The sequence below is a fragment of the Sphingomonas sp. QA11 genome (assembly GCF_028473665.1).
GTDB classification, from domain to species: domain Bacteria; phylum Pseudomonadota; class Alphaproteobacteria; order Sphingomonadales; family Sphingomonadaceae; genus Sphingomonas; species Sphingomonas phytovorans.
The window spans coordinates 4,982,242-4,994,792 of record NZ_CP098774.1 but is presented as its reverse complement, the minus strand read 5'-3'; the positions used below and the strand labels follow the sequence as shown (position 1 = coordinate 4,994,792).

The 12,551-nt window shown below is 67.8% G+C and carries 16 protein-coding genes and 1 riboswitch; of the genes, 1 reads left to right on the top strand and 15 read right to left on the bottom strand.

The window, feature by feature from the left end; all coding sequences use genetic code 11:
• Positions 1-15 precede the first annotated feature (15 nt).
• Positions 16-94: riboswitch (ZMP/ZTP riboswitch) on the bottom strand.
• The 14 genes from NDN01_RS23140 to NDN01_RS23075 all read right to left on the bottom strand — a co-directional run bounded on the left by NDN01_RS23140 (position 81) and on the right by NDN01_RS23075 (position 10,856).
• A complete protein-coding gene (locus NDN01_RS23140) occupies positions 81-1,559 on the bottom strand; it encodes an ArnT family glycosyltransferase (RefSeq protein ID WP_272624476.1) in 1,479 nt (492 codons plus the stop codon). It overlaps the preceding riboswitch by 14 nt.
• Before the next feature lie 4 nt (positions 1,560-1,563).
• Positions 1,564-2,073 carry a DUF2306 domain-containing protein gene (locus tag NDN01_RS23135; protein WP_272624475.1) on the bottom strand — a complete coding sequence of 170 codons (510 nt, stop codon included), beginning with the start codon at positions 2,071-2,073 and terminating at the stop codon, positions 1,564-1,566.
• A gap of 62 nt (positions 2,074-2,135) precedes the next feature.
• Entirely contained in the window at positions 2,136-2,606 is a 471-nt protein-coding gene (locus tag NDN01_RS23130; RefSeq protein WP_272624474.1) for a hypothetical protein, read from the bottom strand.
• 27 nt (positions 2,607-2,633) lie between these two features.
• Positions 2,634-3,125 (bottom strand): demethoxyubiquinone hydroxylase family protein, encoded by a 492-nt coding sequence (locus NDN01_RS23125; RefSeq protein ID WP_272628373.1) that lies wholly within the window; start codon positions 3,123-3,125, stop codon positions 2,634-2,636.
• Positions 3,126-3,166: 41 nt separating this feature from the next.
• Positions 3,167-3,670: a disulfide bond formation protein B gene (locus NDN01_RS23120; protein WP_272624473.1), complete on the bottom strand. Its 504-nt coding sequence runs from the start codon at positions 3,668-3,670 to the stop codon at positions 3,167-3,169.
• 7 nt (positions 3,671-3,677) lie between these two features.
• Entirely contained in the window at positions 3,678-5,018 is a 1,341-nt protein-coding gene (locus NDN01_RS23115) for a S41 family peptidase (protein ID WP_272624472.1), read from the bottom strand.
• A gap of 125 nt (positions 5,019-5,143) precedes the next feature.
• Positions 5,144-6,361: a murein hydrolase activator EnvC family protein gene (locus tag NDN01_RS23110; RefSeq protein WP_272624471.1), complete on the bottom strand. Its 1,218-nt coding sequence runs from the start codon at positions 6,359-6,361 to the stop codon at positions 5,144-5,146.
• Positions 6,362-6,365: 4 nt separating this feature from the next.
• Complete coding sequence (locus tag NDN01_RS23105; protein ID WP_272624469.1) at positions 6,366-6,788, bottom strand: 23S rRNA (pseudouridine(1915)-N(3))-methyltransferase RlmH; 423 nt, start codon at positions 6,786-6,788, stop codon at positions 6,366-6,368.
• A 6-nt stretch (positions 6,789-6,794) separates the two neighbouring features.
• Positions 6,795-7,211: a ribosome silencing factor gene (gene rsfS, locus NDN01_RS23100; protein WP_272624467.1), complete on the bottom strand. Its 417-nt coding sequence runs from the start codon at positions 7,209-7,211 to the stop codon at positions 6,795-6,797.
• An 8-nt stretch (positions 7,212-7,219) separates the two neighbouring features.
• Complete coding sequence (locus NDN01_RS23095; protein WP_272624466.1) at positions 7,220-7,837, bottom strand: nicotinate-nucleotide adenylyltransferase; 618 nt, start codon at positions 7,835-7,837, stop codon at positions 7,220-7,222.
• Entirely contained in the window at positions 7,834-8,085 is a 252-nt protein-coding gene (locus NDN01_RS23090; protein ID WP_443025163.1) for a type II toxin-antitoxin system RelE/ParE family toxin, read from the bottom strand. The genes NDN01_RS23095 and NDN01_RS23090 overlap by 4 nt, the downstream gene beginning before the upstream one ends.
• A 35-nt stretch (positions 8,086-8,120) precedes the next feature.
• Entirely contained in the window at positions 8,121-8,375 is a 255-nt protein-coding gene (locus NDN01_RS23085) for a CopG family ribbon-helix-helix protein (protein ID WP_272624463.1), read from the bottom strand.
• A gap of 31 nt (positions 8,376-8,406) precedes the next feature.
• A complete protein-coding gene (locus tag NDN01_RS23080; protein WP_272624461.1) occupies positions 8,407-9,456 on the bottom strand; it encodes an aldo/keto reductase in 1,050 nt (349 codons plus the stop codon).
• A gap of 134 nt (positions 9,457-9,590) precedes the next feature.
• Positions 9,591-10,856, bottom strand: a complete 1,266-nt coding sequence (locus tag NDN01_RS23075; RefSeq protein WP_272624460.1) for a glutamate-5-semialdehyde dehydrogenase — start codon at positions 10,854-10,856, stop codon at positions 9,591-9,593.
• Positions 10,857-10,935: 79 nt separating this feature from the next.
• Here NDN01_RS23075 and NDN01_RS23070 point away from each other — a divergent pair, with 79 nt between their 5' ends.
• Positions 10,936-12,012, top strand: coding sequence for a DUF3667 domain-containing protein (locus tag NDN01_RS23070; RefSeq protein ID WP_272624459.1), 1,077 nt, complete (start codon positions 10,936-10,938; stop codon positions 12,010-12,012).
• Positions 12,013-12,037: 25 nt separating this feature from the next.
• Here NDN01_RS23070 and NDN01_RS23065 read toward each other — a convergent pair whose 3' ends face one another.
• On the bottom strand, positions 12,038-12,412 hold the full coding sequence (locus tag NDN01_RS23065) for a hypothetical protein (protein ID WP_272624457.1): 375 nt from the start codon (positions 12,410-12,412) through the stop codon (positions 12,038-12,040).
• Between the last annotated feature and the right edge of the window lie 139 nt (positions 12,413-12,551).

Here is a 12,551-nt window from a genome sequence, read left to right as displayed (position 1 = left end):
CGTTCCTTAAGGTCGAGGATCTGCCCAGGCGAGCGGCGTCGATGTCCCGCGCTTCCCCGTGGTGCTCCACGCTTCGCCAGTCACGCGAGAGTGGTCTTGATATCCCTGTGTTCGGCGCCCGACAAGGCCGCCTCGCGGATCAGCCACCACAGCAGCGGCCCGGCGACCGCGAGCCACGGGACCAGACCAAGCCCCTGCGACCAGCCCCAATAGTCGCCGGCGATCGTGTGGATATCGCCGCGCAGGAATTTCCGCATGACCGGATCGACCAGCGGAAAGCGGTAGCCGTGCGGGGCCGCGATCTCGGCCGAGGCGATGGCGAGATTGATGACCATGCCCGACCCGATCAGCCCGGCGATCCAGCCCCGCCCGGTCGCGCGCCAGCCCTGCCACAGCGGCGCCAGCCCCAGGCACAGGAAGCCGATCATCGGCACCGAATGGCGCGGGCCGGTCGCATGCCCGCCATCCCAATAGACATAGGCTGCATTGTAGAGGAGCACGGCAATGGTGATCGCGGTGCAGAGCCAGCCCAGGTCGCGCGTCGCCGGCGACCGGATCAGCCGCGCCAGCCCGAACGGCGCGAGCACCAGCACCGGCGCGACCCAGATCAGTCCCCGTTCGGTGCCGAAGATGATCTGCGCCAGCACCTCGATCTTGGGATAGGTAAGCCCGAAGAACCCCTGCTGCATGCCGTTGAAACCGACCACGCCCTGATAGCCGACCTTGAACGGCGTGCCGAAGGCGATGCTGTTGTAGATCAGCAGCGGCACCAGCATGACCAGCCCCGCCGCGGCGGCCAGCCCGAACAGCCGTGCGCGGACCGGCCAGGCCAGGTCGCGTGTCCGCCAGACCACCCAGACGACGATCGGCAAGGCGGGGATGACCACGGGAAATTCGACGACCAGCGCCCAGCCGAGCGCTGCCCCGGCCAGCAGCGGGTAGCGCCATCGCCCGACCTCGCGCTCGCCCGATGTGCCGCGCCAGATCGCCCAGGTCGCGATCAGCAGCAGCGCGCCGACCGGCGCATGGCCGAACAGCGTGGTCGACCAGCCCCATACCGGGGTTGCCATCGCATAGGCGAGCGCGGTGACGAAACCGGCGCGCGGGCTGCCGGTGATGCCGGTCGCGAGATCGAACAGCAGCACCGCGGCGAAGGCGGTGAGGACAGCGACCGTCATCGCCACCGCGATCCGCTGCCGCAACCGCATATAGCGCCACAGCCCGTCGCTCTCGATCGTCTTGGCATAGGGCGCGACGGTGGTGCCGGTCAGCGTATCGGCGATCCACACCGCCGGCATCGCCATGATCGTCATGCCCGGCGCCTTGTCGAGATAGGTGTGCTTGCCGAATTCGGCCTTGTCGATCGTCAGCGTGCGGAACTCGTCGATCGTCGCGTCGCCCCGTTCGACAAGGGAAACCGCGGTGAACAGGCGCGTCGAGTTGTTGGGATTATACTCCGACGAGCCGAACCAGCTGATCGAGAACCATATCAGCACGAACAGGCCGAGCGCGAGCTTGTGCGGCGCGCGGGCCGGGGCGGTCTGAGGCGTCAGGGTCATGATGTTAGCCGAACAGCCAGGCGCCGAGCATGCGTCCGAAAGGGAAGGTGAAGAAACCGGCGATGAGCAGGGCGCCCGTCACCATGCCGCCCACCAGCCTGCGGTGCGTGGCAACCCGGTGATGGCGCGCCGTCCACCAGATCAGGGGCGCGACGATGACCACATAGGCCGAAATGACATGGACGGGGCCAAGTGAACCGTGCCGGCTCTCGCGCACGCCGAAGGACAGGATCGCGGTCAGCAGCATCGCCGCGACCCAGATCCTGCCGAGCAGGCGGTGCGGCTGGTCGCCGCGCGGACGCAGCAGCATCACCGGCGTCAGGGCCAGCGCCGGCAGGATCGTGGCGAGATGCGCCCAGACGAGGACGGGCACCGCGCCCCAGTGCGGATAGCCCCGCGCCAGCGCCACCAGCACCGTCGCGAGCAGCACGATCGCGGCGATCGCCAGGAATTTCTCGTATCCGTCGACCGCGAGCGGCCTAACCCGCGCCGTCCCGCCCGTCACCGTCGCCATCGCCTGCCCTGCCCACTGAGAGGAGCAAGCCCTAACCGAAGCGGGCCCGGCAGGTCAAAGCATCAGGGCAGCGAATCTTCGAGCTGCTTCTGCGCTGCCTTCTTCGCCTGGTTCTCGCGCTTGGCCTGCTGCGCCCGCTGGAGGAAGCAGCCGCTCTGCCCGCCCGCGCCGACGGTCGAGCAGCTGCCGACACCGCCGCCAACGGTCGGATCATCGACCAGCCCCTGCGCCCTCACCGCCCAGCTCTGGTTTTCCGGCGTGACCTGAAGCTCGCGCACGTCCTTGGGGATGCGGAACTGCTCGCTCGGCTTGCCGCGCACGCACACCACCACTTCGCTGCCTTCGGCATTGGTCGGGCAGCGTTCGTTGCCGAACAGGGTGATGACGCCGTTGACCGGCGCGCTGCGCGACACCTCGGCCGGGCCCTTCGGCACCACCACGCGCGCGCCGGGCAGGACCGGCCCGACGACCTGGGCGAACGCCGGGCCGGCCACGGCCAGCGCCAGGGCGGACACCAGGATCCTGACAATCATCACACTCTCCCGTTCAATCCGAGTCGTTCAAATGCGTTTGGCGGTGGCGATCGCCGCCTTGCAGCCGAGGCGGATCAGGCCGCTCAGCAGCGGATACCCGAGAGCACGCTCGGCCCCGGAGGCAAGCGCGGTCTCGCGATGCTCGACCTCTTCAGCCTGAAAATCCGCGATCGCCTCGGATAGTTCCGGGTCGCTCTCCCCGAGCAGGGCGAGCTGTTCCGAATAATGCTTGTCGATCTCGGTCTCGACCGCGGCGGTGCAGGCCATCGCCGCCTCCGGCCCGATCGCCGCCGTCACCGCGCCGAGCGCGAAGCCGGCAACGTCCCAGAAGGGCTGGAGCAGGGTCGGCCGCACGCCGCGCCGTGCCATCATCGCGTCGAAGAAAGCGCGGTGGCGCTCCTCCTGCCCGGCCATGCCGGCAATCTTCCGCGCGGCGGGCGTGCGATCCCCCATCACCGCAAGCTGGCCGGCATAGATGCGCGTCGCGCCATATTCGCCCGCCTGATCCACCCGGATCATCGACCGGGTCGCGCGCTTCGCGTCGCCGGGCCGCCAGCCGCTCACCTGGCGAAGGCCGAGACGGTGCGGCGGCGAAGCAGCCAGAGCACGGCAAACCCGCCGGTCAGCGACAGGATCGCGTTGAAGCCGGCGAGCGAGATGCCGAACAGCGACCATTGCGCCACGTCGCACCGCACGACCGGCGCATCCATGATCCGCTTCAGCATGTCCGCGACCGAGCCGCCGCTGCCCTGCATCGTCGTGCTGCAGGCGGTGATGCCCTGCCACCAGTGATATTCGACCCCGGCATGGAACACGCCGATCCCGCCGCTGACGAGGATCGCGATCGCCGCCGCCGCGACCAGCGCGCGCCTGGCCAGGGCACCGGGGACGACGAACGCCGCGGCGGCCAGCACGATCGCGGTATAGTGCGGCCAGCGCTGCCAGTGGCACATCTCGCACGGGAACAGCCCGCCGATAAATTGCGATCCAAGCGCACCCGCCATCAGGGCGGCGGGCAGGAGCAGCGCGATCCAGCGTGCGGCGACGAAGCGGTCCCTGGTCATCGCGCGATCAGTGCTTCGTAACCGGCGTCACGCTCGCCACCTGGGGCTGCGGCGTGGAGGCGAGCCGACCGAGCGTCTTCAGCGCATAGTCGAGCTGGAAATCCTCGATTCCCTTCGCCTTGAGCTGCTCGGGCGTCGCGGCGAAGCGCGGATCGGTCTTGGTATCTTCCTCAAGCACTGAATTGTCGGCCTTCACCTCGTTGATCAGGTGGCGGCGCAGGTCGGCCTCGCGGAACACCGGCCGCGCCTTATAGTCCGGATCGGTGATCTGCGGCACCTTGATGTCGGGCTCGATCCCGCCTTCCTGCACCGACCGGCCCGAGGGCGTGTAGTAGCGCGAGGTGGTCAGGCGCAGCGCGGTATTGTTGCCGAGATCGAGCACGGTCTGCACCGATCCCTTGCCGAACGAGCGTTCGCCCATGACCAGCGCGCGGTGGTGGTCCTGCAGCGCGCCCGCGACGATCTCCGACGCCGAGGCGGTGCCGGCATTGGTCAGCACGATCACCGGCAGGCCGCGCGCGAGATCGCCGTTATGCGCGTAGAAACGCTGGATATCGCTCTTCTCGCGGCCGCGTTCCGAAACGATCTCGCCATAGTTCAGGAAATTGTCGGCGACCTTCACCGCCTCGTCGCGCAAGCCGCCGCCATTGTTGCGAAGGTCGACGATATAGCCGAGCGGCGCATGGCCCAGCGACTTCTCGACACCAAGGATGGCCGCCTTGGTCGCCTCGCCGGTATTCTCCGAAAAGGTATTGATGTTGATGATGCCGATGCCGTTCTTCACTTCCCACTTCACCGGCTTCTGCACGATCTTCTCGCGAACCATCGACACCTCGATCGGCTTGTCGCGACCGGGGCGGATCAGGGTCAGCGCGATCTTGCTGCCGGGGGGGCCGCGCATCTCGGTGATCGCTTCGTCGAGCGTCTCGCCATAGATCAGCTTGCCGTTGATATGCGTGATATAGTCGCCCGGCTTGACCCCGGCGCGCCAGCCCGGCGTGTCCTCCTGCGGCGAGATCACCTTGACCGCCCCGTCCTCCATGGTGACCGTCAGGCCGAGGCCGCCATAGCTGCCCAGCGTCTGGATACGCAGATTGTCGTAGTCGAGCCCGGTCTCATAGGCGCTGTGCGGATCGAGCGCGGCGAGCATGCCCGTGATGGCGCCCTTGATCAGCGTCTTGTCGTCGACCTTGTCGACATAGTCGACCTTCACCCGGTTGAAGACGTCCATGAACTGGTCGATCTCGCGATAGGTGCTGCTGTCGACCGCCGCCATCGCACTGGTGCCGACGGGAATGATCGCGAGGACCGCGGCGATCGCGGTCGCCTGAAGAAGTGCACGTGACATAAGCTTTTACCCAGGAAACCGGTTTGCGGGCATCGTAGCGATCAAATGCCGCGGATGAAAGCGTAGCGCGGCTGAACAGGGGGTGACTCCTTCCGCTCTCCACGCTTCAGGGGAGCTGAAAAACATCATCCCAGCAGCGGCGTCATGTCGATCGGCCGGTCGCGGCGGCGCAACTCGACGGTGATGCGGGGTTCATCGCCCGTCCCTGCGCGCCCGACGGGAGAGCCCTGCGCCACGATCTGCCCGACCTTCGCCGAGACGGCGCCGAGCCCGGCTATCAGCGAGGTCCAGCCACCGCCATGATCGATGATGACGATCGTCCCATAGCCGCGGAACGGGCCGGCATAGGCGATCCGCCCCGCCGCCGGTGCGATCACCGCGGCTTGCGCCGCGCTGGCGATCGTCAGCCCGCGCGCGCGCACGCCAGCATCGGAAAGCTCGCCCAGCCCGGTCACCACCCGTCCCATAACGGGAAGGCGGTAGGGCGGCACGCCGGCCGACCAGGACAATGTTTCGACCGGCGACGGGACTTCGCCCGGGCGCGGCGGACGAGGCAGCGGGCCAGGCAGCGACTGGAGCTCCTCGCGCGTCGTCGCCTGGCTGCCGAGCCGGTCCATCAGGTCGACGATGTCGCGGGCGCGCTCGCCAAGCGCGATGGCACGATCCGATTCGAACAGCGCGTCGCGCCCGAGCGCGCGCGAGCGAAGCCGGTGCTCCGCTTCGAGCCGGGTCAGGGCGAGGCGCTGCTCCTCGAGCCGCATTCGGCTGTCGGCCAGGGTCCGGGTCGCCAGCGCCGCGCTCGCCTGGAGCTGGCGGGTACGGGCGAGATCGGCGCGGACATCGGCGGTACGCGCCCGAACCACCGGCAAGGTGCTGGCGAGAACGGCGCGGACATGGACGATATCACCGACCGACCCGGGCTGGACGATGCTGATCAGCGCTGGCCGCCGCGCGAGCGACTGGAGCGCCGCCATCAGCCGCGTGACCGGCCCCTGCCAGGCGGCGAGGCGCGCCCGCTGGGCAGCGAGCAGGCGGTTGATGATCGCGATCCGGGCCTGGCCCGCCGCGATATCGGCCTCCGCCTGCTGGATTCGCGCGGCGACGGCCGCCTCCTGCGCGCGTGCCTGGACCGCCTCGTTCCGTTCCCGCGCCGCTGCCTGTTCAAGCTGCGCCGATCGCGCGGCGGCGGCGGCTGACTGCGCCTTGGCCTCGATCAGGCGCTGGCGCTGCTCGTCGGCAGGTGATGCCGTGGTTGGCGCTGGTGTTGTCTGGGCCGGCGAGGACGCGATGCCGATGCCGGCCAGGGCGGCGGCAGCGATCGATGCTGTCCAGGCGGCACGCATGCGCTCACCCTTCGCGGTGATAGGGGTGGTTGGCAAGGATGCTGGTCGCCCGCCACAATTGCTCGGCGAGCATCGCGCGGGCGAGCAGATGCGGCCAGGTCGCGCGGCCGAAGGACAGGAGGAGATCGGCACCGGCCCGCTGCGCATCGTCGAACCCGTCGGCCGCGCCGATCAGGAAACGCGCCTCGCGCACGCCGCCGTCGCGCCATTTCTCCAGCCGCTCAGCGAAGCCGCGCGAGGGCAGCACTTCACCTGTCTCGTCAAGCATGACGATTCGGGTGCCGGGCTCGACCGCCGGCATCCTGCCGCCGGTATCGGGCAGTTCAGTCAGCTTCACCGGCCAGGCCAGGCGCTTCACATAGCGATCGACCAGCTCGGCCTCGGGCCCGCGCCCGATCCGGCCGCGCGCGACGATATGGAGCAGCAACGCGGCTTACGCGTCGGGCGTCAGCGCTGCCGGAGACGAATCCGGGCCAGGGGGCGGCGCGTCGCCGAACGCCCACATCCGCTCGAGATTGTAGAAGCTGCGCACTTCCGGGCGGAACAGGTGGACGATCACGTCGCCCGCATCGATCAGCACCCAGTCGGCGGTGGGCAGGCCCTCGATCCGCGTGCTCCGGCCCAGCTCGCCCTTGATCTTCTCGGCGAGCTTCGATGCCATCGAGGCGACCTGGCGCGTCGAGCGGCCGCTCGCGATCACCATGTGATCGGCGATGCTGCTTTTGCCCGCCAGCGGGATGGAGATGGTGTCGACGGCCTGATCGTCGTCGAGCGACGCCAGGACGAGCTTGTGCAGCGCCTCCACCTCATCGGGTTCGGACGCACGATACGCAGGGGAAGATGAGGCCAAGACGATTCCTATGTTGAGGGTGTGGGTGGCACCGGCCGCGCAAAACGGCGCTGCCAGGCGGGATCGGCCATACGAAGCCGGGTCGCGGAAGTCGGGTCGGGGCGGAAGCGCAACAGCACGAGTGCCGGCAATCTCCACTTCGTCCAGCTCTTTGCCTGGTCCACGGGCCGGATGAAGCGCCGCAACCAACCCATCGCGGGGGCCGCGTGGGCGACGCCATCATAGCCCGGACGGGCGACGACCGCAATCGGAACCTCGCGCGCTATGCCGCGCCAGTCGCGCCACTGGTCGAACTGGGCGAGATTGTCCGATCCCATCAGCCAGATGAAGCGCGTTTTCGGGTAGCGCCGGGTGAGCGCGCGGACCGTGTCGACGGTGTAGCGGGTGTGCAGGTCGAGCTCGATCGCGCTGGGCCGGATCGGGGCATGGCGGGCCATGCGCCGCGCCGAGGCGAAGCGGATCGCGAACGGCGCCATGTCGCCCGATTTCTCCTTGAGCGGGTTGCCCGGCGAGACCAGCCACCACACTTCATCGAGCCCAAGCGCGCGGATCGCGGCGAGGCTGATCGCGCGGTGGCCGCTATGCGCCGGGTTGAACGAGCCGCCGAGGATGCCGATGCGGGTCATGGCAAATCGCTCTGCCAATCCTGTGCGGCGTGCATGACGCGCACGATACGCAGGATCGTCCCTGTATCGCGATACAGCAGAATATAGGGCGTTAGTGCCACGCGCCATTTCCGCATGCCGTCGTCATCGATCATCGGACCAGCATGCGGGTGTTGTTGAAGCATTCGGCCCGCGGCAACTGCCTGAGCGAGCACGCGCTGCGCGAATTCCACGTTGCGCGGACGATAATAGTCGTCGATCGCCGCCATGTCGGACCGCGCGTCGCGCGACCACCGGAGTTGCCTCATGCGGCGTCAGCAGTCCTGCCGCGTGCCTGGACCCATTCCTCCATTTGCTCCTGGGTGAAATAGTCGCCGCGATCGATCGCGTCCTCTCCCTCCTTCAGGAAGGCGCGAAACTCGGTCTCTTCCTTGACATACCGCTTAACCGCCTTGGCGACGAGCCAGGCGCGAGTCCGTTCCTGGCTCTCGGCCAGGGCGTCCAGGGATTGAAGCGTTTCTTCATCGAGGCGCGCGGTGATGACGGCGGTCTTGCTCATGTATCGAATGTATACACTCGATTACAGGGAATCAACCTTCAGGTGATTTTGCCCGCGGCGGCTGCTTCAGCGCGCCGTCGCGATAGCTGCTCTGCACGTCGAGCATCCAGCCGGGATATTCCGGCGGCAGTTTCGACACCGTATCGAGCGTCGCCAACTCGTCGGCGCTCAGCACCACCTTCGTCGCGGCAAGATTGTCGTCGAGCTGGTCCTGCCGCTTGGCGCCGACGATCACGCTGGTGACGTGCGGCTGGTGCAGCAGCCAGGCGATCGCGACCTGAGCGACCGACACGCCATGCGCCGTCGCGATCGGCTCGAGCGCGTCGAGCACCGCATCGCCGCGCGCCCGATCGACCGGCGGGAAGGCACGCGTGGCGCGCCGCCCTTCGGCATCGCCGCCGCGATATTTGCCCGACAGATAGCCGCCGGCGAGCGGGCTCCACACCATCAGGCCAAGCCCTTCGGACGTCATCATCGGCACCAGCTCGCGTTCCAGGTCGCGGCCGGCGATGGTGTAATAGGATTGCACGCTCTGGAATTTCGCTGCGTTCAGCCGCTCCGAAATGCCCAGCGCCCTGGCAATCTGCCACGCAGCCCAGTTCGATACGCCGACATAACGGACATGCCCCTGCCGCACGAGATCGTCGAGCGCGCGCACCGTCTCCTCGATCGGGGTCGCCGCGTCGAACCCGTGGATCTGGTAGAGATCGATATGGTCGGTGCCGAGCCGGGCCAGGCTCGCCTTGACCTGGTCCATGATATGCCCGCGCGACGCGCCGCGGCTGTTGATGCCCTCCCCCATCGGCCCCATCACCTTGGTGGCGAGGATCACATCCTCGCGGCGGAGGCCGAGATTTCGGATCGCCTGGCCGGTGATCTCCTCCGACAGGCCCTGCGAATAGACATTGGCGGTGTCGATGAAATTGACGCCCGCATCGACCGAAGCCTTGAGCAGTGCGTCGGCCCCGTCCTGCCTCACCCGGCCCATATAGGCGAAGAAGCCCTCGCCGCCGAAGGTCATGGTGCCCAGGCACAGTTCCGAGACGAACAGGCCAGTGCGGCCGAGCGGATTGTAACGCATGCTGGGAATCCCTTCGTCGATGCCACTCCCGTCGGCGCGGAGGATATGCGTATCGGCCCGAAGCGCGACAATGGGCTTGTTGGAATAATCCCGATCTCTTCCCCGGCCCGGGAAGGACGAAGGGGCGAGCGGCCTTAAGGCCGCGTCTGCCCGGTCCCGCGCACGATCCACTTGTACGTCGTCAGCCCTTCGAGCGCGACCGGGCCACGGGCATGCAGGCGCCCGGTGGCGATGCCGATCTCGGCGCCAAGGCCGAACTCGCCGCCATCGGCGAACTGGGTCGAGGCGTTCCACAGCACGATCGCGCTGTCGACGCCGGCAAGGAAACGCTCAGCCACGCCCTCATCCTCAGCCACGACCGCGTCGGTATGGTGCGATCCGTGTGCCGCGATATGCGCCATCGCGCCATCGACCCCGTCGACCATCGCGACCGAGGCGATCGCCTCGAGATATTCGGTATCCCAGTCAGCCTCATCGGCGGGAACCGTTCCGGGCACCAGCGCGCGGATCGCGGCGTCGCCGCGCACCTCGCAGCCGGTGTCGCCGAGCGCCTTCACCAGATCGGCAATATGCTGATAGCCGCGATCGACCAGCAGCGTCTCCATCGCGCCGCACACGCCGGTACGGCGCATCTTGGCGTTGACGGTGATCGCCCGCGCCATCGCCGGATCGGCCGAGGCATCGACATAGACATGGTTGATCCCGTCGAGATGCGCGAGCACCGGCACGCGCGCCTCCGCCTGGACACGCGCGACCAGGCTCTTGCCGCCGCGCGGCACGACCAGGTCGATCGCGCCCTCGGCGCCGAGCATCGCACCAACCGCCGCGCGATCGGTAGTCGGCACCAGTTGCGCCGAATCGCCCGGCACGCCTTCACGCTCGAGCCCGGCGACCATGGCCGCATGGATCGCGCGGTTGCTGCAGATCGCCTCCGATCCGCCGCGCAGGATCACGGCATTGCCCGACTTGATGCACAGGGCCGCGGCATCGGCCGTCACATTCGGGCGGCTTTCGTAGATGATGCCGATCACCCCGATCGGCACGCGCACCCGGCGCAGCACCATGCCGTTCGGCCGGCGGCTCTCGTCGATCAGCTGGCCCACCGGATCGCGCAGGCCGGCGACCGCCGCGACGCCCGCCGCCATCGATTCGATCCGCCCGGCATCGAGCCGAAGCCGGTCGAGCATCGCCGCCGACAGTCCCGCAGCCTCCGCCCGCGCCATATCCTCGGCGTTGGCGGCGGCAATCGCCGGGGCAGCTTCGCGAATCGCGTCGGCCGCTGCTTCGAGGGCACGGCATTTCGCGGCGCTGGACAGGCCGCCGAGCACGCGCGCGGCGGCGCGGGCACGGCGGCCCATATCGGCGATCAGCGCCGCGGAATCGGTTTCGGCATCGGCCATGCCGGGCTCGCTACCACGACCGGCGACCCACGCCAAAGGGCTATCGCCTTTTGCTACGACAAGATGATATTCGCCCGCCATGAACGGGGGAATAGAAGCAGCCGGCGACATCGCCACGGGAGCGCTCATCGGGCGCGCGATCGAGCCCAGGGCTGGCGACAGCCACGCGGGGGCCGGGCATGGCGCCGGGGGACTGTGCCTGAATTGCGGCACCGCGCTGATCGGCGATCATTGCCATGCCTGCGGCCAGGCCGCGCATGTCCATCGCTCGCTCGCCGCGATCGGACACGACCTGCTTCACGGCGTCTTCCATTTCGAGGGCAAGGTGTGGCGCACGCTGCCGATGCTCGTGCTGCATCCCGGCACGCTGACCCGGCGCTATATCGCCGGCGAGCGCGCGCGCTTCGTATCGCCGCTCGCCCTGTTCCTGTTTTCCGTCTTCCTGATGTTCGCGTCGATCCACACCTTCGACGGCGACTTCGAAACCCCCATCAACCTGACGCCGGCCAGTCGACAGGAGCAGATCGCTCGGATCGACGCCCGGCTGGCAAAAGCGAAGGTAAAACTGGAAAAGGCGCAGGCCAGACAGAAGCAAACCGATATTCCCGACAGCAAGCTGATCGCGGCCCAGGCGACGGTGGATTCCCTCACCCAGGTTCGGCGGGACATCGCCCTCGGCAAGGAGGACATCCCGGCCCTGTCCGTCAAATCGAATCTCGGCCTCGGACCAGCAATCGAGCATGGGATCGAGAAGGCCAAGGCCAATCCAGGCCTGGCGCTCTACAAGCTCCAGTCGAGCGCCTATAAATATTCCTGGGCGCTGATTCCCATCTCGGTGCCGTTCGTCGCGTTGCTGTTCCTCTGGCGGCGCGGTTTCAAGCTCTACGACCACGCGATCTTCGTCACTTACTCCTTGTCCTTCATGACGCTGCTGGTCGTGGCGCTCACCCTCGCCTGGACGATCGGCGTACCGACCAGCCTGGTCACAATGACCGCGATGCTCGCGCCGCCGGTCCATATGTTCGCGCAGCTGCGCGGCGCCTATTCGCTGCGCAAGCGATCCGCGCTGTGGCGGACGCTGGCGCTGCTGGTCTTCGTGGTTTTCGCGTTGCTTGCCTTCACGATCATGCTGCTCGTCCTCGGCCTCATGAAGTGACCATTGCCCTCAGGGGCAGGCGGCATCACGGGCAGGGATAGCGCTTGTCCATGAAGCTGTAGAAGGCGGTCTTCACGCTCATCCCGCGCTTCGCCGCCGGAATCGTCTGGAAGGACGAGATCAGCGTATTCGAATCGATCTTGGCCTGGCCCTTGGGCGGCGGGCAGCCACGCGGTTTGGCGCCAGTGGCAGCCGCCGAATCGATTTCAGCGCGGTAGGAATCGCCCGCCGCCTTCACCTCGCCGCGCAGCAGGCCGATATCGGGCGACATCATCGCGCTCACCCCCTTGGCCTTGAGCGCCGCCGCCTTGGCGAGGAATTCGTCCACCGTCATCGCCTGCGCAACGCCAGGCAACACGACCAGCAGCGCCAGCGCACCCATTGATATCGATCGACGCATTCCCGTCCCCTCCATCCATCCGCCTCGTCGCCCCGATGTCAGCCAGGCGGGTGAACCGAAAATGAACTGAATCCGGCCGGCCGGGTAGTCCGGCGCACACCGCCACGAGCCGTGCGGTTATGCGGTTGAAATCAGGACA